The sequence below is a fragment of the Micromonospora sp. DT227 genome (assembly GCF_049841835.1).
GTDB lineage: Bacteria > Actinomycetota > Actinomycetes > Mycobacteriales > Micromonosporaceae > Micromonospora.
This window is the reverse complement of sequence record NZ_JBNCLA010000002.1, coordinates 179,125-201,025: the sequence shown is the minus strand read 5'-3', so window position 1 is coordinate 201,025 and position 21,901 is coordinate 179,125. Positions and strand designations below refer to the sequence as shown.

Below are 21,901 nucleotides of genomic sequence, written 5' to 3'. Positions count from 1 at the left end.
CGCGAACTTCCTGCGCATTTCGGCGAAGGGGCCGGCAAAAACGGCAAATCCGGTCATTCTTGACGGGTCCGTACGGCCGGCTCCTGCGGGGAGAGCTGATGAACCGCGCCCATCTCGACAAGCTGTTCACCGTGCTGCTCGCCGGCGTGCTCGCCGGACTGGCCCTGGCCGCCGCCGCGCTGCCGGCCGCGCTGGTCTTCGGGCTGGGCGTGAAGAACCTGATGCCGTACACCGAGCTGCCGGAGGCGCTCCGGGCGCCGCAGCCGGCGCAACGCGCCAACCTGTACGCCAACGACGGCCGCACGCTGATCACCTCGTTCTACGTCGAGGACCGGGTGGACGTGCCGGTCGGCGAGGTGGCGCCGGTGATGCGGGACGCCATCGTGGCCGCCGAGGACGTGCGCTTCTACGAGCACCACGGCGTCGACGTGCGGGGCGTGCTGCGGGCGTTGACGGCCAACCGCACCGAGGGCACCCGGCAGGGCGCCTCCACGCTGACCATGCAGTACGTGCGCAACGCGCTGGCCGGTGACCCCCGGCTGACCGAGGCGCAGCGGACCGCCGCCACCGAGATCACCGCCGGCCGCAAGATCCGCGAGATGCGGTACGCGCTGACGCTGGAACGCCAGGTCGGCAAGGACGAGATCCTCGGGCGCTACCTGAACATCGCGTACTTCGGCGCCGGGGCGTACGGCATCGCCGCCGCCAGCAAGCGCTACTTCTCCACCACGCCGGACCGGCTCACGCTCGCCCAGGCCGCGCTGCTCGCCGGGCTGGTGCGGGCACCGGACCACGACGACCCGATCAACGGCGACGCCGGGGCGGCGCTGGACCGCCGGGCGTACGTGCTGGACCGGATGGTGGAGACCGGTCGGGTGAACGCGGCGGAGGCGACCGCGGCCAAGGACACCGAACTGGCCCTCAAGCCCAGCACCACCCCGAACGACTGCGCCGCGGTGCCCGCCGGCCACAACGACTGGGGTTTCTTCTGCGACTGGTTCACCCAGTGGTGGAACGCCCAGCCGGCGTTCGGCAAGACCGTCGACGAACGGCAGCGCACGCTGCGCCGGGGCGGCTGGTCGATCGTCTCCTCGCTCGACCCGGACGTGCAGGCCAAGGCGAGCGAGCAGGTACGGACGGTCTACCCGGAGACGATCGCGCGGGCCGCGCCGACCGCGGTGGTGCAGCCCGGCACCGGACGGGTGCTGGCCATGGCGGTCAACCGCGGCTACGGCGTGGGCGACAACCCGGCCGGGCAGCAGAACTACCCGAACACGGTCAACCAGCTCGTGGCCGGGGGCGGCGACATCACCGGCTACCAGGCCGGCTCCACGTTCAAGCTGTTCGCGCTGCTGGCCGCGCTGGAGTCCGGGCTGCCGCTGGACACCGAGTTCGACGCCCCCCGGGTGTACGTCACGAAGTACCCGGTCTCCGGTGGCCCGGCCAGTTGCGGCGGCCGGTGGTGCCCGGCGAACGCCAACACGTACTGGATGGACGGCGACCGTGACATGTGGGACGCGTTCGGCCGCTCGGTGAACACCTACTTCGCCTGGCTGACCGAGCGGGTCGGCGCGGACCGGGTGGTCGAGATGGCCCAGCGGCTGGGCATCGTGTTCCGCGCGCCGCAGGACGCGAAGATGGCCCGGGACGGGGCGGCGAACTGGGGACCGTTCACCCTCGGCGTCTCCGCCACCACGCCGCTCGACCTGGCCAACGCGTACGCCACGGTGGCCGCCGAGGGGACCTGGTGCCGGCCCACCCCGGTCGTCTCCATCACGGACGCGACCGGCCGGCGGGTGGCCGCCGGGGACGCCGACTGCCGGCAGGTGCTGGACACCGAGGTGGCCCGCGCGGCGGCCGACGCCAGCCGCTGCCCGGTGGGCGACCAGTCGATGTACCGCAGGTGTGCCGGCGGCACGGCCGAGGAACTGGCCCCGGGTCTGCGCCGCCCGTTGGCCGGCAAGACCGGCAGTTCGGAGCGGAACGCCACGGAGACCGTGGTCGCGTTCACCCCGCAGCTCGCGGTGGCCACCATCGCCGCGAACCCGGACGACCCGCGCGACGCGGTCGGCGGCGGTGTGCAGAAGCGGCAGATCGCCGCTGTCGGCCGCATCCTCGCCTGGGCCCTGCGCGACCAGCCCGTCCGCGACTTCGTCCCCCCGGGCGAGTCAGTCGCCTTCCAGCACACAAGCCCCCGCACCGGCAACTGACCCCCACCCCCACCCTCGGTCGGGCGCTGTTTCACGGAAAGCGTGGCCAAACGGCCCGGAACAGCCACTCTTTCCGTGCAAGAGGCCCCTGGGGGAGTGGGGGTGGGTGGGGTGGGGAGGGTGGTCAGGGGGTGGGGTGTTCGGCGTTGCGGGCGATGTTGCGGGCCATGCCGCCGAAGACGACGGCGTGGAACGGGGCGACCGAGGCCCAGTAGAGGTGGCCGGGCAGGCCGTGCGGGAGGAAGACGGCGCGCTGGACGTACCGGCTGTGGCCGCCCTCGGCCGGCTCGGCGCGCATCTCCAGCCAGGCCCGGCCGGGCAGCCGCATCTCGGCGCGCAGCCGCAGCAGCTCACCCGGGACGATCTCCTCCACCCGCCAGAAGTCCAGCGCCTCGCCGACCTGGAGCCGGTGCGGGTCGCGCCGGCCGCGGCGCAGCCCCACGCCGCCGACCAGCCGGTCCAGCCAGCCGCGCACGGACCAGGCCAGCGGGAACGAGTACCAGCCGTGCTCGCCACCGACACCCTCGATGACCCGCCACAGCGCCGCCGGTGGGGCGCCCACCTCCTGTTCCCGCAGGTCGGTGTAGGCGGTGCCGCCGGACCAGTCCGGGTCCGAGGGCAGCGGCTCGGCCGGCGCGTCCGGCCCGCTCGCGGTCGACCAGCGCGTCTCCACCTCCGCGTCGCGCACCTTGGCCAGCGCCAGGTCGACCGCCTGGTCGAAGCCGGTCAGCCCGTCGGGCGGGTCGGGCACGTACCGGGCGATGTCGTGCTCGTGCGCCACCGCCTCGTGGATCAGGCTCTCCACCAGCGGCCGGGCGATCGCGTTCGGCACCGGGGTGATCAGACCGACCCAGTGCGAGGAGAGCCCGGGGGTGAGCGGGCGCACCGGCAGGATGATCCGGGGCCGCAGCCCGGCCACCCGGGCGTAGCGCTGCATCATCTGCGCGAACGTCAGCACGTCCGGCCCGGCGATGTCGAAGCCACGGTTCACCTCGGGCGGCAGCTGCGCGCAGGCGGCCAGGTAGCGCAGCACGTCCCGGACCGCGATCGGCTGGATCCGGTTGCGTACCCAGCGGGGGGTGATCATCGCCGGCAGCCGCTCGGTCAGGTAGCGCAGCATCTCGAACGAGGCCGAACCGGAGCCGATGATCACCGCGGCTCGCAGCACCGCGGTCGGCACGCCGCTGTCGAGCAGGATGTGGGCCACCTCCGCCCGGGAGCGCAGGTGCGCCGAGGGCAGGCCGTCCCGTCCCGCCGGCTCCGGCCCCCCGAGGTAGACGATCCGGCGTACGCCCGCGGCGCGCGCCGCCTCCGCGAAGTTCGTCGCCGCCTCCCGGTCGGCCGCCTCGAAGCCACGCTGGCCGAGCGAGTGGACCAGGTAGTACGCGACGTCCACGCCCTCGAACGCGGCCGGCAGCGTCTCCGGCCGGCGCAGGTCGCCCTCGACGATCTCCGCTTCGGCGGCCCAGGGCACGTCGCGCAGCCGCCCGGCCTTGCGGGCCAGGCAGCGCACGGTGTGCCCCTCGGTCAGGAGGCGGGGCGCGAGGCGCCCGCCGATGTAGCCGGTGGCACCGGTGACGAGGCATCTCACGGGCTCCAGTGTGCGGCTCCGTAGACTCCTTCGCTGTGGAGAACGCGAGGGAGCGGCAGATGACCACGGTGTTCCCGGCGTACCCCCGTGGCTGAGTCGGGGACGCGCGCGGCGGAGGCGGTCGCGGACCGTGGGTGGCGACTGCGCCACCTGCCCGTCCTGTTGGCCGCGGTGGCCGTGCTGGCCGCGGTGGCGGCGGTGGCCGGCGGGGTGTGGCGCGGCGCGGACGGCGCGCTCGGCGCTGCCGGCGGGGTGGCCGTCACGGCGGCCAGCTACACGCTCACCACCGTGGTGCTGGCCTGGGCCGACGCCCGCGATCCGCAGCTCGTGCTGCCGTTCGGGCTGGGCCTCTACGTGGCCAAGATGACCGCGCTCGGCGGCGTGCTGGTGCTTGTCGCCGCCACCGGCTGGCCCGGGCTGATCCCGTTCTGCCTGGGCCTCGCGGCGGGCGTGGTGATCTGGACCGGCGTGCACATCTGGTGGCTCGCCACCGTCCACGCGCGACGGGTCGCGCGCTGACGTCGTCCCATCCTTCGGGCGACGCGCCGGAGTGTCTGCGATCGGTCATTCTCTCAGTGGCGCGGGAGGAGTACGGTGCCTCCAGACGACTTCGCCCGCCCGTGTCCCACACAACCAGGTTGTGCGGGGGGTGAGGCACAACCTCTTCTGCCTTGCTGATATCGTTCGCCCCGTCATGGCCGGTGACCAGAAACCCCCCAACGCTGGCGGCTCGGGCGACGTTCCGTCCGGTGCCGGTCAGGGTTGGACCGCGCTCTCATACCTCATCGGGGGCATGCTCGTCTGGGGTTTCGTCGGCTGGCTGGTCGACCGTTGGCTCGATACCGGCGGCGTCGCCACCGGCATCGGGGTCGTGCTCGGCATGGCCGGGGGCATCATCCTGGTCGTCCGCCGGCTGGGCACGCCTACTTAGGAAGGGACGCGGTGTTCGGACAGGCGAACGTCCTGGCTCAGGGCCAGGCGGAATTCCCACCGAGCGTGGGGGACTTCTACCTGCCCAGCATCCTGCCCTGGGGTGCGGAGAACTCGTACTGGTTCACCAAGATCACGGCGATGGTGTGGGTCGCCGTCGGCATCTTGATCATTTTCTTCCTGGTCAGCTACCGGAAGCCGCAGCTCGTCCCCACCAAGAAGCAGTGGTTCGCCGAGTCGATCTACGGCTTCGTCCGCAACAACATCGCGGTGGACATGATCGGGCACGCGGGGGTGCGGTTCGCGCCGTACTTCACCACCCTCTTCTGCTTCATCCTGCTGACGAACTTCTTCGCGATCGTGCCGTTCTTCCAGATCTCGCCGAACTCGCACATCGCGTTCCCGGCCATCCTCGCCGTGATCAGCTACCTGATGTTCAACTTCGTCGGCATCCGGCACCACGGCTTCGTGAAGTACTTCAAGAACTCTCTGATCCCGCCGGCGCCGTGGTACATCCTGCCGCTGCTGATCCCGATCGAGTTCTTCTCGACCTTCCTCGTCCGGCCGTTCTCGCTCGCCGTCCGTCTCTTCGCGAACATGTTCGCCGGCCACATGCTCCTGCTGGTCTTCACGCTCGGCGGCTTCGCCATGCTCAGCGCCAACGTCTGGCTCGCGCCGGTCTCGGTGCTGTCCTGGGTGATGACGATCGCACTGACCTTCCTCGAGTTCCTGGTGATCTGTCTGCAGGCGTACGTCTTCACGGTGCTGACCGCCAGCTACGTGCAGGGCGCGCTCGCCGACGAGCACTGATCCGATCTTTCGCACCAACCGTTGTCGTCCCGCGTGAGAGTCACGCGTGATAACCAGGAGGAACCAACCAATGGACATCTACGCCGCGGTAGAGGGCAGCACCGCCGCCATCGGCTACGGTCTCGCGGCCATCGGCCCGGGCATCGGCGTGGGCCTGGTCTTCTCGGCCTACATCCAGTCGACCGCCCGCCAGCCGGAGTCGTCCCGGATGACCCTTCCGTACGTCTGGATCGGCTTCGCCGTCATCGAGGCCCTGGCGCTGCTGGGCATCGCGTTCGGCTTCATCTGGGCCGGCTGACCCAACCCCTCTGACCGGGAGGTTTTCCATGTTCTTCCTCGCCGCTGAGGGTGGTGAGACGACCCACAACCCGATCATCCCTGTCTGGCAGGAGATCGTGGTCGGGCTGGTCGCCTTCGGTGTCCTCTGCTTCGTGCTGATGAAGTTCGTCTTCCCGCGCATGGAGCAGACGTTCCAGGCCCGGGTGGACGCGATCGAGGGCGGCATCAAGCGCGCCGAGGCCGCCCAGGCCGAGGCGAACCAGCTGCTCGAGCAGTACCGCGCCCAGCTCGCCGAGGCGCGTACCGACGCCGCCCGGATCCGGGACGACGCCCGGGCCGACGCCGAGGGCATCCGTCAGGACATCCTCGCCAAGGCGCGCGAGGAGTCCGACCGGGTCATCGCCGCCGGCAAGGAGCAGCTCCAGGCCGAGCGGGCCACCATCGTGCGCGAGCTGCGCACCGAGATGGGCACCATCGCGGTGGACCTGGCCAGCAAGATCGTCGGTGAGTCGCTGGCCGACGAGGCACGTCGCAAGGGCACCGTCGACCGGTTCCTGAGCGGTCTCGAGAGCACGGGGGCCCGCTGATGCAGGCCGCCAGCCGGGAGTCGTACGCCGCCGGGGTCGAACGCCTCGACGCGTACGTCCGCGGCGCGGAGCCGTCGGCGGTGGCCTCCACCGCCGACGACATCCTCTCCGTCGCCGCCCTGCTGCGGCGCGAGCCGCGGCTGCGCCGGGCGCTCTCCGACCCGGCCCGCTCCGGTGCGGACCGCACGGCCCTGCTGACCGGGATCCTCAGCGGCAAGGTCGGCGCGGAGGCGCTCGACCTGCTCACCGCGCTGGTCGCCGGTCGCTGGTCGACCCCGTCGGAACTGCTCGACGGCGTCGAGCGGCTGGGCGTGGAGGCGCTCCTGGCGAGCGCCGACTCGGCCGGCGAGCTGGGTGAGGTCGAGGACGAGCTGTTCCGCTTCGGGCAGGTCGTCTCCGGCTCCGCCGAGCTGTCCAACGCGCTCTCCGACCCGATGGCCCCGGCCGAGCGGCGGTCCGGCCTCGCCGGCCAACTGCTCGACGGCAAGGCCCGGCCGGTCACCGTCCGCCTCGTCGAGGCCGCGCTCGCGGGCTTCGGGGGTCGCTCCTTCGGCGGCGCGCTCACCCGGCTGGTCGAGCTGGCCGCGGACCGGCGGGACCGTCAGGTCGCGTACGTGACCGTGGCGGCCCCGCTGACCGAGGAGGAGGAGCGACGCCTCGGTGCCCGCCTCTCCGACATGTACGGTCGGGAGGTGTCCGTCAAGCAGACGGTCGACCCCGACGTGCTCGGCGGGGTGCGCGTACGGGTCGGCTCCGACCTGTACGACGGCACCGTCCTGCGCCGCCTCAACGAGACCCGCAACGCGCTCGCGAAGCGCTGACCAGCGTCTTGCAGCCCTGATTTCGACGCCATCGGACCGGTCGGTACCTGGTATCCCGGGCCCCTGAACTTTAAGGAAGCAGAGGATGGCCGAGCTGACCATCTCGACGGAGGAGATCCGCGGCGCCCTGGAGCGCTACGTCTCCTCCTACACGGCCGACGTCTCCCGTGAGGAGGTCGGCACCGTCGCCGATGCCGGCGACGGCATCGCCCACGTCGAGGGTCTGCCCTCGACCATGACCAACGAGCTCCTGGAGTTCGAGGACGGCACGCTCGGCGTGGCGCTGAACCTCGACGTGCGCGAGATCGGTGTCGTCGTCCTCGGCGACTTCGGCGGGATCGAAGAGGGTCAGCGCGTCAAGCGCACCGGCCGGGTGCTCTCCGTGCCGGTCGGTGACGCGTTCCTCGGCCGCGTGGTCAACGCGCTCGGCGAGCCGATCGACGCCATCGGCGACATCGCCAACGAGGGCTTCCGCGAGCTGGAGCTCCAGGCCCCGAACGTGATGGCCCGGCAGTCCGTCTTCGAGCCGCTGCAGACCGGCATCAAGGCCATCGACGCGATGACCCCGGTCGGCCGTGGCCAGCGTCAGCTGATCATCGGTGACCGGAAGACCGGCAAGACCACCGTCGCGCTGGACGCCATCCTCAACCAGCGGGACAACTGGCGCTCCGGCGACCCGACGAAGCAGGTCCGCTGCATCTACGTCGCGATCGGCCAGAAGGCCTCCACCATCGCCTCCATCAAGGGGACGCTGGAGGCGGCGGGCGCGATGGAGTACACCACCATCGTCGCCTCCCCGGCCTCCGACCCGGCCGGCTTCAAGTACCTCGCGCCCTACACCGGCTCGTCCATCGGACAGCACTGGATGTACGGCGGCAAGCACGTCCTGATCGTCTTCGACGACCTGAGCAAGCAGGCCGAGGCGTACCGGGCCGTGTCGCTGCTGCTGCGCCGCCCGCCGGGCCGTGAGGCGTACCCGGGTGACGTCTTCTACCTGCACTCCCGCCTGCTGGAGCGCTGCGCGAAGCTCTCCGACGAGCTGGGCGGCGGCTCGATGACCGGCCTGCCGATCATCGAGACCAAGGCGAACGACATCTCGGCGTTCATCCCGACCAACGTCATCTCGATCACCGACGGTCAGATCTTCCTCGAGACCGACCTGTTCAACCAGGGCGTCCGGCCGGCCATCAACGTCGGCACCTCGGTCTCCCGGGTCGGCGGCGCCGCGCAGGTGAAGCCGATGAAGAAGGTCGCCGGCTCGCTGCGGCTCAACCTGGCCCAGTTCCGTGAGCTGGAGGCGTTCGCCGCCTTCGCCTCCGACCTGGACCGCGCCTCGCAGAACCAGCTCGCCCGTGGTTCCCGCCTGGTCGAGCTGCTCAAGCAGCCGAACTACTCGCCGTACCCGGTCAACGAGCAGGTCGTCTCCGTCTGGGCCGGCACCGAGGGCAAGCTGGACGACGTCCCGGTCGGCGAGGTCCGCCGCTTCGAGTCGGAGTTCCTCCAGTACCTCCGGCACAAGCACGAGGGCGTGCTGGCCTCGATCGCGGACAACAAGTGGGGCGACGACATCATCGCCTCGCTGGACTCGGCCATCGCCGAGTTCAAGCAGGTCTTCCTGGGCAAGGAGGACGAGGTCCGCGTCAACGAGGCCCCGGCCGAGCCGCTGGAGGGCGAGCAGACCCGCGAGACGGTGACCCGCTTCCGCGACGGCACCACCGACCGCCCCGCCGAGAGCTGATCCGATGGCCGCCCAGGTACGCGTTCTCCGACAGCGGATCCGTTCCGCCAAGGGGATGAAGAAGATCACCAAGGCGATGGAGCTCGTCGCGACGAGCCGCATCGCCAAGGCCCAGGCCAAGGTGGCGGCCTCGCTGCCGTACGCCGAGGCGATCACCGGCGTGCTGACGGCGCTGGCCTCCAACGCGCGGATCGACCACCCGCTGCTCACCCCGCGTGAGCGGGTGCGGCGGGCGGGCGTCCTGCTGGTCACCGCCGACCGCGGTCTGGCCGGCGGGTACAGCTCGAACGCGATCCGGACCGCCGAGTCGCTGATCGCCCGGCTGCGCGCCGACGGCAAGGAGCCGGTGCTCTACGTCATCGGCCGCAAGGGCGTGGCGTTCTACCGGTTCCGCAACCGGGAGATGGCCGCCAGCTGGACGGGCTTCTCCGAGCAGCCGTCGTTCGACGACGCCCGCGAGGTCGGTGACACGCTGATCAAGGCGTTCACCGCCGGCGCGGACGACGCGGACGGCCACGCCGGGGCGGACGGGGTCCTCGGCGTGGACGAGCTGCACATCGTGTACACCGAGTTCAAGTCCCTGATGACGCAGAACCCGGTGACCCGGATCGTCGGCCCGATGCAGGTCGAGGACCGGCCGCGGTCCGAGGGCCTGCTGCCGGCGTACGAGTTCGAGCCGGAGCCGGAGTCGCTGCTCGACGCGCTGCTGCCGAAGTACATCAACACGCGCATCTACGCGGCGTTGCTGGAGTCGGCGGCGAGTGAGTCGGCCGCCCGTCGGCGGGCGATGAAGAGCGCCACCGACAACGCCGAAGACATGATCGAGAAGTACACGCGTGAGATGAACTCGGCCCGTCAGGCCGGGATCACCCAGGAGATCAGTGAGATCGTCGGCGGCGCGAACGCGCTGGCCGCGTCGGGAAGTGAAGTGTGATGACTGTATCCGCAGTGGAGACCAAGACGGCCACGGGTCGCGTGGTCCGGGTCATCGGCCCGGTCGTCGACGCCGAGTTCCCGCGCGACGCCATGCCGGGTCTGTTCAACGCCCTGCACGTCGACGTGACGCTCTCCGGCGGTGAGAAGACGCTGACCCTGGAGGTCGCCCAGCACCTGGGTGACAACCTGGTCCGCGCCATCTCCATGCAGCCGACCGACGGCCTGGTCCGCGGCGCCGACGTCCGGGACACCGGCTCGCCGATCAGCGTGCCGGTGGGCGACGCGGTCAAGGGCCACGTGTTCAACGCGATCGGCGAGTGCCTCAACCTGACCGAGGGCGAGACGATCCAGGCGGACGACCACTGGGGCATCCACCGCAAGGCCCCGGCCTTCGCGGACCTGGAGCCGAAGACCGAGATGCTGGAGACCGGCATCAAGGTCATCGACCTGCTGGCCCCGTACGTCAAGGGCGGCAAGATCGGCCTGTTCGGCGGCGCCGGCGTGGGCAAGACGGTGCTCATCCAGGAGATGATCACCCGGGTGGCCCGGAACTTCGGTGGTACCTCGGTCTTCGCCGGCGTGGGTGAGCGCACCCGCGAGGGCAACGACCTCATCGCCGAGATGACCGAGTCCGGCGTCATCGACAAGACCGCGCTGGTCTACGGCCAGATGGACGAGCCGCCGGGCACCCGGCTGCGGGTCGCGCTCTCCGCGCTCACCATGGCGGAGTACTTCCGCGACGTGAAGAAGCAGGAGGTGCTGCTCTTCATCGACAACATCTTCCGCTTCACCCAGGCCGGTTCCGAGGTCTCCACGCTGCTCGGCCGCATGCCGAGCGCGGTGGGTTACCAGCCGACCCTGGCCGACGAGATGGGCGAGCTCCAGGAGCGGATCACCTCCGTCCGGGGCCAGGCCATCACCTCGATGCAGGCGATCTACGTGCCCGCCGACGACTACACCGACCCGGCGCCGGCCACCACGTTCGCCCACCTCGACGCGACCACCAACCTGGAGCGGTCGATTTCCGACAAGGGCATCTACCCGGCCGTGGACCCGCTGGCGTCCTCGTCCCGGATCCTCGCCCCGGAGTTCGTCGGCGAGGACCACTTCGCCGTCGCCACCGAGGTGAAGCGGATCCTGCAGCGCTACAAGGACCTGCAGGACATCATCGCCATCCTGGGCATCGAGGAGCTCTCCGAGGAGGACAAGCTCACCGTCGGCCGCGCCCGCCGGATCGAGCGGTTCCTCTCGCAGAACACCTACGCGGCCGAGCAGTTCACCGGCGTGCCGGGCTCGACGGTCCCGATCGCGGAGACCATCGACGCCTTCCGCCGGATCAGCGAGGGGGAGTTCGACCACTTCCCGGAGCAGGCGTTCTTCATGTGCGGCGGCCTGGAGGACCTCAAGGCCAAGGCCGAGGAGCTGATGGGTGAGGAGGGCTGAGAGCCCGCTCACACCACGAAGGCCGTCCCGACATCTCGTCGGGGCGGCCTTCGCCTGTTCACGACCGGTCCCGTACCAGATGCCCGGTTGGCCGGCAAGCGGTCCGCCGAAGCGCGCGGTACCGTTCGTGACACGAATTCGCGTCACCGTCGTTGATCTCTGCAACGAAACGGACCCCTGCGCCCGTCTCCTCTTCGTGGGCGCGACGATAGGAGATGCTCGTGGGTAAGGGCGGCACGGACCGGGGCAAGCGGTCCATGTGGCGTGGCGTGCCGCGGTGGGCCCGGGTCAGCACCATCCTCGGCATCGTCATGATGGTGCTCAGCGGCTCGGTGCTGGTGGGCTACCACACCCTCGTCGCGCGCTACGAGGGCGCGGTCGGCAAGGGCGACCTCTTCGGCGACCAGGCGGCCGGCGCCACCGAGAAGAAGAGCGACATCAAGGGCCCGCTCAACATCCTGCTGGTCGGCATCGACCCCCGCACCTCGACGGCCCGTCCGCTCTCCGACTCGATCATGATCCTGCACGTGCCGGCCGGCATGGACCGGGGCTATCTCTTCTCGCTCCCGCGCGACCTGCGGGTGGACATCCCGGCCTTCCCGAAGGCCGACTACTCCGGCGGCACCGACCGGATCAACGCCGCCATGTCGCACGGCAGCAACGTGCCGGGCAAGAACCCGAGCGCCGCGCAGGGCTTCGAGCTGCTCGCCAAGACCGTGCAGGAGGTCACCGGCATCAAGCGCTTCGACGCCGGCGCGATCATCAACTTCAGCGGGTTCAAGAAGATCGTGGACGCCATGGGTGGCGTCGACCTGTACATCGAGCGCGACGTGAAGTCCGAGCACCTCCAGCCGGACGGCACGCCGCGCCAGCTCAAGCCGGGCGGGGGTGGCTACCTCGGCCCGCAGGCCCGGTACAAGAAGGGCAACGCCCACCTCACGGGCTGGCAGGCGCTGGACTACGTCCGGCAGCGCTACCCCAAGAACGGCGTGCCGGACGCGGACTACGGCCGGCAGCGGCACCAGCAGCAGTTCGTCAAGGCGATGGTGAGCCAGGCGTTCAGCGCCGACGTGGTGGCCAACCCGGTCAAGTTGGACCGGGTGCTGCGGGCCGCCGGGCAGTCGCTGGTCTTCAACGGCCGGGGCAACAGCGTCGTCGACTTCGGCCTCGCGCTCAAGGACATCCGTCCCGACGCCATCGAGACGATCAAGCTGCCCGGCGGGCCGATCGGGAGCGGCAGCGCCTACCGGGGCGAACAGCTCCTCGCGCCGGCCGACGACTTCTTCGCCGCCCTGCGTGCCGAGCAGTTGGACGCGTTCCTGCTGGAGCACCCCGACTTCAAGCAGAAGAGCCAGTAGCCTGAGCGGGTGCGGAGTGCCGTGGCCCGGCTCTCACCACCCGCGTTGGGTGGCGCCCGGGGGCGCGACTAGACTTTCGGCAATCCGCCGCCGCAGCAAGGAGACAGCGTGGCACAGCAGCTTCACGTCGAGCTCGTAGCCGTCGAGGAGAAGGTCTGGACCGGTGAGGCCGAGATGGTCGTCGCCCGGACGACCGAGGGTGAGCTCGGTGTGCTGCCGGGGCACGCGCCGCTGCTCGGCCAGCTCGCGGAGCCCAGCCAGGTGCGCATCAAGCAGGCCGGTGGCCAGCAGGTCGCGTACGACGTCGCCGGCGGCTTTCTGTCGGTCACCGGTGAGGGCGTGACCGTCCTCGCCGAGAGCGCCACCCCGGCCACTCCGGCCCGCTGAGCCGACCCGCCGATGGAGATCGTGGAAGGGATCGGAATCGGCGTCGCGGTCGTCGTCGTCGCGCTTCTGATCCTCTTCATCCGGCGGGCCCTGTTCACCCGTAGTGGGGGAATCATCCGGCTGAGCGTCCGGGTCACCACGATGCTCGACGGCCGTGGTTGGTCACCCGGCTTCGGGCGGTTCGCCGGCGATCAGCTCCGCTGGTACCGCATGTTCAGCTTCGCGCTCCGCCCGAAGCGGGTGCTCTCCCGCAAGGGGCTGGCGGTGGAGCGCCGCCGACTGCCCGAGGGGCAGGAGCGCCTCTCCATGCCGGCGGACTGGGTGATCCTGCGCTGTACCAGCGACCATGCTCCGGTCGAGATCGCCATGGCGCGATCCACGGTGACCGGTTTCCTCTCCTGGCTCGAGGCCGCCCCTCCGGGGGCGGCCTCGCCACGTCTGGCCTCCCAGGACTGGCCCGCCGCCTGACGCCCCCGTCCCGTCCCCGGTCCCCGCCCCCCTGCACTGCGCCGATCTTGCAGTTGCTGCCCGCGTAATGCCGGTTTTGTGCCGTTATGGCCGGACCACAACTGCAAGATCGACGGTCGGGATGTCGGGGGCGTTCCCGCGTGGGGTGGGATGTCCGGTTTCGGGGTGGTGGGCGGCACGCTGGCGGTGGAATGGGTCGGGGGGTCGCGGCGTTGTATCCCGGTGCACGGCCGAGGAAGGCAAGCGCCCCGCCAGTCCCCTGGGAATGACGGTGGGGCCCCGGTCGTTGCACAGTCTTCCGGCGCCCGCGTCGAGGCCCCCGCCCCGCGAGCAGCCAGAACTTTTCTTGAGCGCCTGACGGTGCCCGCACCTCCCCCGGTGCGTTGACCCCCGAATGGAGCCCCCACCATGAACACGATGCTGCGTAAGAGCGTTCTGGGTATTGCTGGTCTGGCCTTCACCGGTGGTGTGTTCGCCGGTCCGATCGCCGGTCACGTCGAGTCCGCGCATGCCGCCACCGCCAGCAAGCCGGTTGCGGTGGCGAGTGTGCAGGGTGAGCAGTCGACGATCAACCTCAACGACGAGCAGACGGCCAACGTCAAGGCGATCATCGCCGCGACGAAGAAGGCTGGCCTGCCCGAGCGGGCGGCGGTGGTCTCGATCGCGACGGCGTTGCAGGAGTCGAAGCTGGAGAACCTGGGCCACCTCGGCGACAAGAATGACCACGACTCGCTGGGCCTGTTCCAGCAGCGCCCCTCCAGTGGGTGGGGCACCCCGGAGCAGATCACCGATCCCGAGTACTCGACCCTGGCGTTCCTGAAGGGGTTGAAGCAGGTCGACGGGTGGCAGGACATGCCGGTGACCAAGGCCGCCCAGACCGTGCAGGTGTCCGCCTACCCGGATGCGTACGCGCAGTGGGAGAAGCAGGCCACCGACCTGGTCAACCAGCACTGGACCAAGTAAGACCGAGCGTGAAGGCCGGCACCCCGGACAGGGGTGCCGGCCTTCAGCGGCTCACCGGTCGACGGCAGTGGTAGACCAGGGCCGGTGGCAGGTTCGCCCAGACCGTCCGCCCGATCGTCACCTCCTCGAACGCCCTGGTCAGCAGGTGCCGGAAGCGGCGGGCGGGCCGGGTCGCGAGCGCGTGCCGGTACGCGAACGTGGTGAACACGCCGCTCGGCCGCAGCGCCGCCCGCACCGCGTCGAGAACGGCCAGTTGCCGCCCGGCGCCGAAGGCCGCCCAGGGCAGCCCGCTCACCACCACGTCGGCGGCGGGCAGGTGCCGCTCGGTCAACACCCGGTCGAGGGTGGCGGCGTCGGCGCGTACCACCTCGACGGCGGCGTGACGACGGGCCAGCGCGGCGGCGAAGCTCGGGTTCAGTTCGACCGCCAGGTGCTGGCCGCGTCCGGCCAGCCGCTGCTGGATGGCCCGGGTGAAGGCGCCGGTGCCGGGGCCCAGCTCCACCACCAGCGGATGCCCGTTGCGGGGCACGGCGGCGGTGATGTCCCGGGCGAGGACCGACCCGCTGGGCAACACCGCGCCGGTGGCGAACGGGTGCCGGGCGAACTGGCCGAGGAAGGTGGGGGCGTCGCTGATCACGCCGACCGACGGTAGGCGCGTGGACGCCGCCCGGGTCTCGTGCGGCGGGCCGGCACACCGGCCAGTCGGAGGAGGGGCACCGGCCGGTGGAAGGGCCGGCCGCCGCGTCCGGCTCCGTATGGTGGCCGCATGGGGGGCAGGCGGTGGAGCTGGTGGCCCGAGCTGCTGCTCGGGCTCGGCACGGCCGCGCTGGGGTTGATCAGCACCCGGATCGTCATCCCCGGCATTCCGCGCGAGGCCTGGGCGGGGGTCTTCGCGGTGCTCACCGGCCTGGTCCTGGTGGGCGTCCGGCGCTGGCCGTGGCCGGTGCTGCTCGCCACGTCGGCGTTGCTGGTGGTGGCCGACGCGGTGACGGTGACCGGCGCGGACACCGCCCAGTTCGCCGCCGCGGTCGCGTTGGGCTACGTCGCGTACCGGTCGAGCTGGCCGGCCACGGCCGCCGGGTACGCGCTGCTGCTGACCGTGACGCTGGTCAACGTGATCGACCCGGGCAACGCGGAGGTCCTCCGCGGCGGTGTCGGCGTGTTGCGGCTGGTGATGCTGGCCGGGATCGCCGCCGCGCCGGTGGCTTTCGGCCGCTACCTCAGCGGCGTGCGCCAGGCCGCCCGCGCGGCCGAGGAACGGGCCCGGGAGGCGGAGGAGCGGCGGGCGACGGAGACCCGGATGGTCCGGCTGACCGAGCGCACCGCGATCGCCCGGGACCTGCACGACATCGTCGCGCACCACGTCGCGGCGATCGCGCTGCGGGCCGGCGCCGCCCGGTACGCGGTACAGCACACCGGCCGCCCCGACGAGGCGGTGTTGGCGCTCGACGAGCTGCGGGACACCGCCGGTCAGGTGCTGGACGAGCTGCGGGAACTGCTGGAGGTGCTCCGTGACCCGGACGCGGTGGCGCCGGCCGAGACGTCCGTCGATCCGGCGCAGGTGATCCGGGACGCGGCCCGCCGGGTGCGGGAGGCCGGCCTGGCGGTGCAGGTACGGATGCCCGAGGTGCTGCACATGCCGCTGGTGGGAGGCACGACCGCGGCCCGGGTGGTGCAGGAGGCGCTGACCAACAGCCTGAAGCACGCCGGGCCGGGCGCGGTCGTCTCGGTCGACGTCCAGGTGACCGGTGGCGCGTTGCTGATCGAGGTGTGGGACAGCGGCCCGGCGCGTCCGGGCCCCCGGTTGCCGGCCTCGGGGCACGGGCTGCGGGGCATGCGGGAGCGGGTGGGCCTGCTCGGTGGGACGCTCGTCGCGGGTGGCACGGAGGGTGGCGGCTGGCGGGTCCGGGTACGGCTGCCGATCAGGGAGAACGAATGATCAGAGTGTTGGTGGTCGACGACCAGGCGCTGGTCCGGGCCGGGGTGGGCCTGGTGCTGCGGACGGCCGGGGGCTTCGAGGTGGTGGGCGAGGCCGGCGACGGCCACGAGGCGGTCCGGCTCGCCGAGCGGCTACGGCCGGACGTCATCCTGATGGACCTGCGGATGCCCCGGCTCGACGGCATCGAGGCGACCCGGCGGATCCTGCGGCAGCAGCCGGCGGCCCGGGTGCTGGTGCTGACCACGTTCGCGGACGACGCGAACGTCTACGGGGCGCTCGGCGCGGGCGCGCAGGGGTACCTGGTGAAGGACGGCGCCCCGGAGGAACTGGTCGACGCGGTGCGGCGGGCCGCCCAGGGTGAGCCGCTGCTCGCCCCGCCGGTGCTGGCGCGGGTGCTGCGCCGCGCGCTCGCCGCGCACGACCGCGACCGTACCCCCGATCCGGCCGTCGCGGGGCTGGGCCTGCTCAGCCCGCGGGAGCGGGAGGTGCTGGCGCTGGTCGGGGCGGGACTGTCGAACGCGGAGATCGCCGCCCGGCTGCACCTCGGCGTGACCACGGTGAAGACGCACGTCTCGGCCGCGATGGAGAAGCTGGAACTGCGGAACCGGGTGCAGGCCGCGGTGGTGGCGCACCGGCTCGGTCTGGTCGACGACGGGTTCAACCCGGTGCCGGATCCGGGTGGACCCTAGGGCCACGACCGGCCACCCGGAGGACCCGCCCCGGCCGCGGGCAGGACTTCACCGGCCGACGCCGCGGCGACGCTGGTAGGCATGACCTTCCTGGATTCCCTGGTGGACCGGCTCGACACCCTGCCGCCGGGCCTTCTTCTGCTGGTCGCGGCGGCGGTGCTCGCCGGCGAGGTGGGGCTGCTGGCCGGGTTGGTGCTGCCGGCCGCGACCACCATGCTGACGGTCGGCCTGCTGGCCCGTGCCGGCCGCGTCGACCTGGGCGCCGCGCTGGCGGTGACCACCACCGCCGCGTTCGCCGGGGACCAGCTCGGCTATCTGGAGGGGCGGCTGCTCGGCCCCCGCCTGCGTGGTGGGCCGGTCGGCCGGTGGGTGGGGGAACCTCGCTGGCGGCGGGCCGAGGCGCTGGTCGCCGCCCGGGGCGGGACCGCGGTGCTGCTGGGTCGCTGGACCGCGTTCGTCCGCACGCTGGTGCCCCGGGTGGCCGGGGCGGCCGGACTGCCGTACCGCCGGTTCGTGCTCTTCGACGGCCTGGCGGTCGTCGTCTGGGTGCCCGGCACCGTGCTGGTGGGCTGGGCGGCCGGCGGACTGCCGGCCGGTCTCCCGGCCGCCGCCGGGGTGGCGGTGGTGGTGGCGGTCGCGCTCGCGGTGGCGTTCCGGCGTCTGCGGGTACGCCGACGGCGCGCGGCCCGCCGCGCCTGCTCCGGGCCGGTGTCGGCGCGGGCGGGCGGCACCCGCCGCCGGCCGGGTTCCCGCCGGCCGGGGGCGGGCCGGACCGCGCCCGTCCGGCGGGGCGCGGTCGACCGCTGCTGACCCGGCCGGCCGCTCCGCCGGAATCCGGTCACCGGGTACGACTGGCTGCCGTCAGGTCGGGTATGCGGGCCTGCGCGTGGTGCGGCCCGCTGACGGTCAGCGCTTCCCGCCCGGCACCCATAGCACGTCGCCGCCCGGATTTGCCGTTCTTGACAGGATAAAGAGCAGATCGGAGAGCCGGTTGAGATACTTTGCCGGGAGCGTGCTGGTCCGATCGGGGTCGTGCGCGACCAACGCCCATGCCGCACGCTCGGCGCGCCGGGCGGTCGTCCGTGCCACGTGCAGCAGCGCCGCGCCCGCGGTGCCGCCGGGGAGGATGAAGGAGTCGAGCTTGCCCAGGCGCGCGTTGAACTCGTCGCACCAGCCCTCGAGGCGCTCGACGTACTCCTCGGTGACCCGCAGCGGCGGGTACGCCGGGTCCGGCTCGACCGGCGTCGCCAGGTCCGCGCCGACGTCGAACATGTCGTTCTGCACGGACTCCAGCACCCCGCGCAGCTCGTCCGGGAGCTGCCCCAGGGCGAGCGCGACGCCGATCGAGGCGTTGCACTCGTCGACGTCCGCGTACGCGGCGATCCGCGGATCGGTCTTCGGCACCTGCTCGTTGTTGCTCAGCCTGGTCATGCCGGCGTCGCCGGCCTTGGTGTAGATGCGCGTGAGGTGGACGGCCATGACGCACAGCCTACGGATACCTGACCTGACCATCCCGGTACGGCCCGACCGGCCGACCGCGGTGGGGCCGGGCGACGCCGGCGACCCGGCGGTCAGCGACGTCGACGTCATCCGGGTACGCGGGGACGCCCGGCTGGCCGGCACCGTGCACGTGGTGGGCGCGAAGAACTCGGCGTTGAAGCTGATGGCCGCCGCGCTGCTCGCGCCCGGCCGCAGCGTGATCACCAACGTGCCCCGGATCACCGACATCGCGATCATGGGTGAGGTGCTGCGCCGGCTCGGCTGCGGCGTACGCTTCGGCCCCGACGACCCGGTCGACCCGATGGTCGCCGGCGGCGGCAAGGAGCGGTCCCGCTCGGTCGTCATCGACGTGCCGGAGCGGCCGGGCGCGGAGGCCGACTACGACCTGGTCCGCCGGCTGCGCGCGTCGATCTGCGTGCTCGGCCCGCTGCTGGCGCGGCGCGGGCACGTCCGGGTGGCCCACCCCGGCGGCGACGCGATCGGCTCGCGCGGCCTGGACATGCACATCGCCGGGTTGGCCCGGATGGGCGCGGACATCTCCGGTGAGCACGGCTTCGTCATCGCCGAGGCGCCCGACGGGCTGCACGGCGCGGACATCGTGCTGGACTTCCCGAGCGTGGGTGCCACCGAGAACCTGGTGATGGCGGCGGTGCTGGCCCGGGGCACCACGACGATCGACAACGCGGCCCGGGAGCCGGAGATCGTCGACATCTGCACCATGCTGAACCGGATGGGCGCCCGGATCTCCGGCGCCGGTTCCTCGACGGTGCAGATCGTCGGCGTGCCCGACCTGCGCCCGGTGCGGCACGCCACGGTGGGGGACCGGATCGTGGCCGGCACCTGGGCGTTCGCCGCCGCGATGACCCGCGGCGACGTCACCGTGACCGGCCTCGACCCGGCCTACCTGGAGGTCGCGCTGGACAAGCTGGTCTCGGCCGGCGGCCTGGTGGAGACACGCGGCGACGCGTTCCGGGTCCGGATGGACGACCGGCCGGCGGCGGTGGACGTGGTCACGCTGCCCTACCCGGGCTTCGCCACCGACCTGCTGCCGATGGCGATCGGGCTGGCCGCGGTGAGCCACGGCGGCTCCCTGATCACGGAAAACATCTTCGACGGCCGGTTCATGTTCGCCAACGAGATGATGCGGCTCGGCGCGGAGATCCGCACCGACGGTCACCACGCCCTGGTCTGCGGCCGGGAGCGGCTCTCCGGCGCCCCGGTTCGGGCCACCGACATCCGGGCCGGTGCCGGCCTGATCATCGCCGGGCTGTGCGCGGACGGGCTTACCGAGGTCTCGCACGTGCACCACGTCGACCGGGGCTACCCGGACTTCGTGGCGGACCTGCGGGCGCTCGGCGTCGAGGTGGAGCGGGGCACCGCGCCGGAGGAGCCGGACCTGGCCATCTGACGGTCCTTATCCCTCGTTAAGTAGGGTTCTCCCAGACGTTGTAGGAAACGGGCGAGGGAGAAGCAGATGGCGGGTCGACTCGCGGTCGTCGGTGCCGGGCTGATGGGCTCGGGCATCGCCCAGGTGGCGGCGCAGGCGGGCTGGCAGGTGACGCTGCGCGACGTCGACGACGCGGCCACGAAGCGGGGCGTCGACGGCATCCGGAAGTCGCTGGCGAAGTTCGCCGAGAAGGGCAAGATCGAGGCGTCCGACGTCGAGGCGACGCTGGCCCGGATCACCCCGACCACCGAGCTGGAGGCGGCGGCCGACGCGGACATCGTGGTCGAGGCGGTCTTCGAGAAGATCGAGATCAAGCACGAGGTGTTCCGCGCGCTGGACAAGATCTGCAAGGCGGACGCGGTGCTGGCCACCAACACCTCGGCCATCCCGGTCACCCAGATCGCCACCGCCACGCAGCGTCCGGAGTCGGTGGTCGGCACCCACTTCTTCTCGCCGGTGCCGATGATGAAGCTCTGCGAGCTGGTCCGGGGCTACAAGACCGCCGACGCGACCATGGACACCGCCCGGTCGTTCGCCGAGGAGATCGGCAAGACCGTCGTGGTGGTCAACCGGGACATCGCCGGTTTCGTCACCACCCGGCTGGTCTGCGCGCTGGCGATGGAGGCGGTCAGGCTGGTGGAGTCCGGCGTGATCTCCGCCGAGGATCTGGACACCGCCTGCAAGCTGGGCTTCGGGCACGCCATGGGCCCGCTGGCCACGATCGACCTGACCGGCGTGGACGTGCTGCTCAACGCCACCCGCAACATCTACACCGACACGGCGGACGAGAAGTTCTTCCCGCCGGAGCTGCTCCAGCGCATGGCCACCGCCGGTGACCTGGGCCGCAAGTCCGGCCAGGGTTTCTACCCGTACTGAGTCGTGCGGACCGCCCCCGGCCCGTGACGGTCGGGGGCGGCTCACGGCCGGGGCGGGGTGAGCGCGGCGCCGAGCAGCGCGAACGCGTCCGGGATGACGGTGCCCCAGTAGCCGAAGTTGTGCCGCCCGTCGGCCCAGGACGCGCGTACCGGGCGTTCGGGCAGCACCCGGGCCAGTGCGCGGACGTCCTTCAGGAAGTTGTCCTGCCGGCCGCACCAGAGCCCGACCGGTGTGCCACGCAACCTCTCCACGCCGGTGAAGACCGCGTCGCCGCGGCTGACCGCCGGCGAGAAGGCCGCGACCATCCGCGCCCAGTCCGGGTACGTCTCGGCGAGCAGCAGCGCCCCGAAGCCCCCCATCGACCAGCCCCAGACGGCCAGCCGGCTGCTGTCGAAGCCGCGCCGGGCGCACCAGGCGGGCACCTCCTCGCGCACCATCCGCTGCGGGTCGTCGCGGCCCGAGGGGCGCCAGGAGAGTCGGCCGCCGGTGGCGCCGGCGAGCGCGAACGGCGGGGCGCCGCGGCGTACCGCGTCGGTGAGGAAACGGGCCAGCCCGAACCGGCCGTAGTCGCGCGGGGTGGCCGAGGCGCCGTGCAGGACCAGGCAGACGGGCAGGCCGCGGCCGTCGCCGTAGCCGTCCGGGACGGCGGTCCAGAAGTCCACCTCCCGGCCGCGCGCGGCGGAGGCGATGCGGATCAGCCGTTCGTCGCCGGCGGAGGCGTCCGGCACGGCGGGTCCGGGCCCGGGGCGGGGCTCGGCGAGCTGCCGGGCGGCGAGCCCGCCGACCAGCCCGACGCCGGCGATCCCGCCCCCGGCGGTGAGGAGTGCCCGCCGGCTCAACGTGCGTGCCATGCCGGCGAGTGTGCCACCTCGTGTTAGGCGGGGCCCCTTCCTATACGCCAGGCGTTAAGAAGGGGCCCCTCCTTACAC

23 protein-coding genes are annotated in these 21,901 nt (G+C 72.0%); 19 read left to right on the top strand and 4 right to left on the bottom strand.

What is annotated here, in order from left to right:
- The first annotated feature begins 98 nt into the window (after window positions 1-98).
- The gene (locus ACLQ2W_RS09905) at window positions 99-2,210 is read left to right on the top strand and encodes a transglycosylase domain-containing protein (protein WP_425786164.1); all 2,112 of its coding nucleotides are present in this window, start codon (window positions 99-101) and stop codon (window positions 2,208-2,210) included.
- Between the two features lie 124 nt (window positions 2,211-2,334).
- Here ACLQ2W_RS09905 and ACLQ2W_RS09900 read toward each other — a convergent pair whose 3' ends face one another.
- Complete coding sequence (locus ACLQ2W_RS09900) at window positions 2,335-3,801, bottom strand: SDR family oxidoreductase (protein WP_425786163.1); 1,467 nt, start codon at window positions 3,799-3,801, stop codon at window positions 2,335-2,337.
- Window positions 3,802-3,888: 87 nt separating this feature from the next.
- On the opposite strand from ACLQ2W_RS09900, the gene ACLQ2W_RS09895 reads away from it, so the two are divergent.
- The 13 genes from ACLQ2W_RS09895 (at window position 3,889) to ACLQ2W_RS09835 (ending at window position 14,521) form a co-directional block, all read left to right on the top strand.
- The gene (locus tag ACLQ2W_RS09895) at window positions 3,889-4,320 is read left to right on the top strand and encodes a hypothetical protein (protein WP_425786162.1); all 432 of its coding nucleotides are present in this window, start codon (window positions 3,889-3,891) and stop codon (window positions 4,318-4,320) included.
- Window positions 4,321-4,495: 175 nt separating this feature from the next.
- Window positions 4,496-4,732: an AtpZ/AtpI family protein gene (locus ACLQ2W_RS09890; protein WP_107157102.1), complete on the top strand. Its 237-nt coding sequence runs from the start codon at window positions 4,496-4,498 to the stop codon at window positions 4,730-4,732.
- Window positions 4,733-4,743: 11 nt separating this feature from the next.
- Entirely contained in the window at window positions 4,744-5,541 is a 798-nt protein-coding gene (gene atpB / locus ACLQ2W_RS09885) for a F0F1 ATP synthase subunit A (RefSeq protein WP_281937609.1), read from the top strand.
- A gap of 70 nt (window positions 5,542-5,611) precedes the next feature.
- Window positions 5,612-5,839, top strand: coding sequence for an ATP synthase F0 subunit C (locus ACLQ2W_RS09880; RefSeq protein WP_091422600.1), 228 nt, complete (start codon window positions 5,612-5,614; stop codon window positions 5,837-5,839).
- Between the two features lie 28 nt (window positions 5,840-5,867).
- Window positions 5,868-6,407 carry a F0F1 ATP synthase subunit B gene (locus ACLQ2W_RS09875; protein WP_107156993.1) on the top strand — a complete coding sequence of 180 codons (540 nt, stop codon included), beginning with the start codon at window positions 5,868-5,870 and terminating at the stop codon, window positions 6,405-6,407.
- Window positions 6,407-7,228, top strand: coding sequence for a F0F1 ATP synthase subunit delta (locus ACLQ2W_RS09870; RefSeq protein WP_425786161.1), 822 nt, complete (start codon window positions 6,407-6,409; stop codon window positions 7,226-7,228). Before ACLQ2W_RS09875 ends, ACLQ2W_RS09870 begins: the two co-directional genes overlap by 1 nt.
- An 85-nt stretch (window positions 7,229-7,313) precedes the next feature.
- Window positions 7,314-8,966: a F0F1 ATP synthase subunit alpha gene (gene atpA / locus ACLQ2W_RS09865; RefSeq protein ID WP_405090989.1), complete on the top strand. Its 1,653-nt coding sequence runs from the start codon at window positions 7,314-7,316 to the stop codon at window positions 8,964-8,966.
- A 4-nt stretch (window positions 8,967-8,970) separates the two neighbouring features.
- Window positions 8,971-9,900 carry a F0F1 ATP synthase subunit gamma gene (locus ACLQ2W_RS09860; RefSeq protein ID WP_405090988.1) on the top strand — a complete coding sequence of 310 codons (930 nt, stop codon included), beginning with the start codon at window positions 8,971-8,973 and terminating at the stop codon, window positions 9,898-9,900.
- Window positions 9,900-11,345: a F0F1 ATP synthase subunit beta gene (gene atpD / locus ACLQ2W_RS09855; RefSeq protein ID WP_405090987.1), complete on the top strand. Its 1,446-nt coding sequence runs from the start codon at window positions 9,900-9,902 to the stop codon at window positions 11,343-11,345. The genes ACLQ2W_RS09860 and atpD overlap by 1 nt, the downstream gene beginning before the upstream one ends.
- Window positions 11,346-11,560: 215 nt before the next feature.
- Complete coding sequence (locus ACLQ2W_RS09850) at window positions 11,561-12,703, top strand: LCP family protein (RefSeq protein ID WP_425786160.1); 1,143 nt, start codon at window positions 11,561-11,563, stop codon at window positions 12,701-12,703.
- 108 nt (window positions 12,704-12,811) lie between these two features.
- The gene (locus ACLQ2W_RS09845) at window positions 12,812-13,090 is read left to right on the top strand and encodes a F0F1 ATP synthase subunit epsilon (RefSeq protein ID WP_047893558.1); all 279 of its coding nucleotides are present in this window, start codon (window positions 12,812-12,814) and stop codon (window positions 13,088-13,090) included.
- Between the two features lie 12 nt (window positions 13,091-13,102).
- Window positions 13,103-13,558: a DUF2550 domain-containing protein gene (locus ACLQ2W_RS09840; RefSeq protein ID WP_425786159.1), complete on the top strand. Its 456-nt coding sequence runs from the start codon at window positions 13,103-13,105 to the stop codon at window positions 13,556-13,558.
- A gap of 408 nt (window positions 13,559-13,966) precedes the next feature.
- On the top strand, window positions 13,967-14,521 hold the full coding sequence (locus tag ACLQ2W_RS09835) for a hypothetical protein (RefSeq protein WP_425786158.1): 555 nt from the start codon (window positions 13,967-13,969) through the stop codon (window positions 14,519-14,521).
- A 43-nt stretch (window positions 14,522-14,564) separates the two neighbouring features.
- On the opposite strand, the gene ACLQ2W_RS09830 is transcribed toward ACLQ2W_RS09835, so the two are convergent.
- On the bottom strand, window positions 14,565-15,158 hold the full coding sequence (locus ACLQ2W_RS09830) for a class I SAM-dependent methyltransferase (RefSeq protein WP_425786157.1): 594 nt from the start codon (window positions 15,156-15,158) through the stop codon (window positions 14,565-14,567).
- Between the two features lie 129 nt (window positions 15,159-15,287).
- Here ACLQ2W_RS09830 and ACLQ2W_RS09825 point away from each other — a divergent pair, with 129 nt between their 5' ends.
- From ACLQ2W_RS09825 to ACLQ2W_RS09815, 3 genes are all read left to right on the top strand, one after another.
- A complete protein-coding gene (locus ACLQ2W_RS09825; protein ID WP_425786156.1) occupies window positions 15,288-16,460 on the top strand; it encodes a sensor histidine kinase in 1,173 nt (390 codons plus the stop codon).
- The gene (locus ACLQ2W_RS09820; RefSeq protein WP_425786155.1) at window positions 16,457-17,149 is read left to right on the top strand and encodes a response regulator; all 693 of its coding nucleotides are present in this window, start codon (window positions 16,457-16,459) and stop codon (window positions 17,147-17,149) included. Before ACLQ2W_RS09825 ends, ACLQ2W_RS09820 begins: the two co-directional genes overlap by 4 nt.
- Window positions 17,150-17,230: 81 nt before the next feature.
- On the top strand, window positions 17,231-17,959 hold the full coding sequence (locus tag ACLQ2W_RS09815) for a DedA family protein (RefSeq protein WP_425786154.1): 729 nt from the start codon (window positions 17,231-17,233) through the stop codon (window positions 17,957-17,959).
- Window positions 17,960-18,055: 96 nt separating this feature from the next.
- Here ACLQ2W_RS09815 and ACLQ2W_RS09810 read toward each other — a convergent pair whose 3' ends face one another.
- Window positions 18,056-18,628, bottom strand: coding sequence for a cob(I)yrinic acid a,c-diamide adenosyltransferase (locus tag ACLQ2W_RS09810; protein ID WP_425786153.1), 573 nt, complete (start codon window positions 18,626-18,628; stop codon window positions 18,056-18,058).
- Here ACLQ2W_RS09810 and murA point away from each other — a divergent pair.
- Window positions 18,627-20,057: a UDP-N-acetylglucosamine 1-carboxyvinyltransferase gene (murA, locus tag ACLQ2W_RS09805; RefSeq protein ID WP_425786152.1), complete on the top strand. Its 1,431-nt coding sequence runs from the start codon at window positions 18,627-18,629 to the stop codon at window positions 20,055-20,057. The genes ACLQ2W_RS09810 and murA overlap by 2 nt on opposite strands.
- A gap of 66 nt (window positions 20,058-20,123) precedes the next feature.
- Window positions 20,124-20,972 carry a 3-hydroxyacyl-CoA dehydrogenase family protein gene (locus ACLQ2W_RS09800; RefSeq protein WP_425786151.1) on the top strand — a complete coding sequence of 283 codons (849 nt, stop codon included), beginning with the start codon at window positions 20,124-20,126 and terminating at the stop codon, window positions 20,970-20,972.
- 41 nt (window positions 20,973-21,013) lie between these two features.
- Here ACLQ2W_RS09800 and ACLQ2W_RS09795 read toward each other — a convergent pair whose 3' ends face one another.
- Window positions 21,014-21,823: an alpha/beta hydrolase gene (locus ACLQ2W_RS09795; protein ID WP_425786150.1), complete on the bottom strand. Its 810-nt coding sequence runs from the start codon at window positions 21,821-21,823 to the stop codon at window positions 21,014-21,016.
- Window positions 21,824-21,901: the final 78 nt, after the last annotated feature.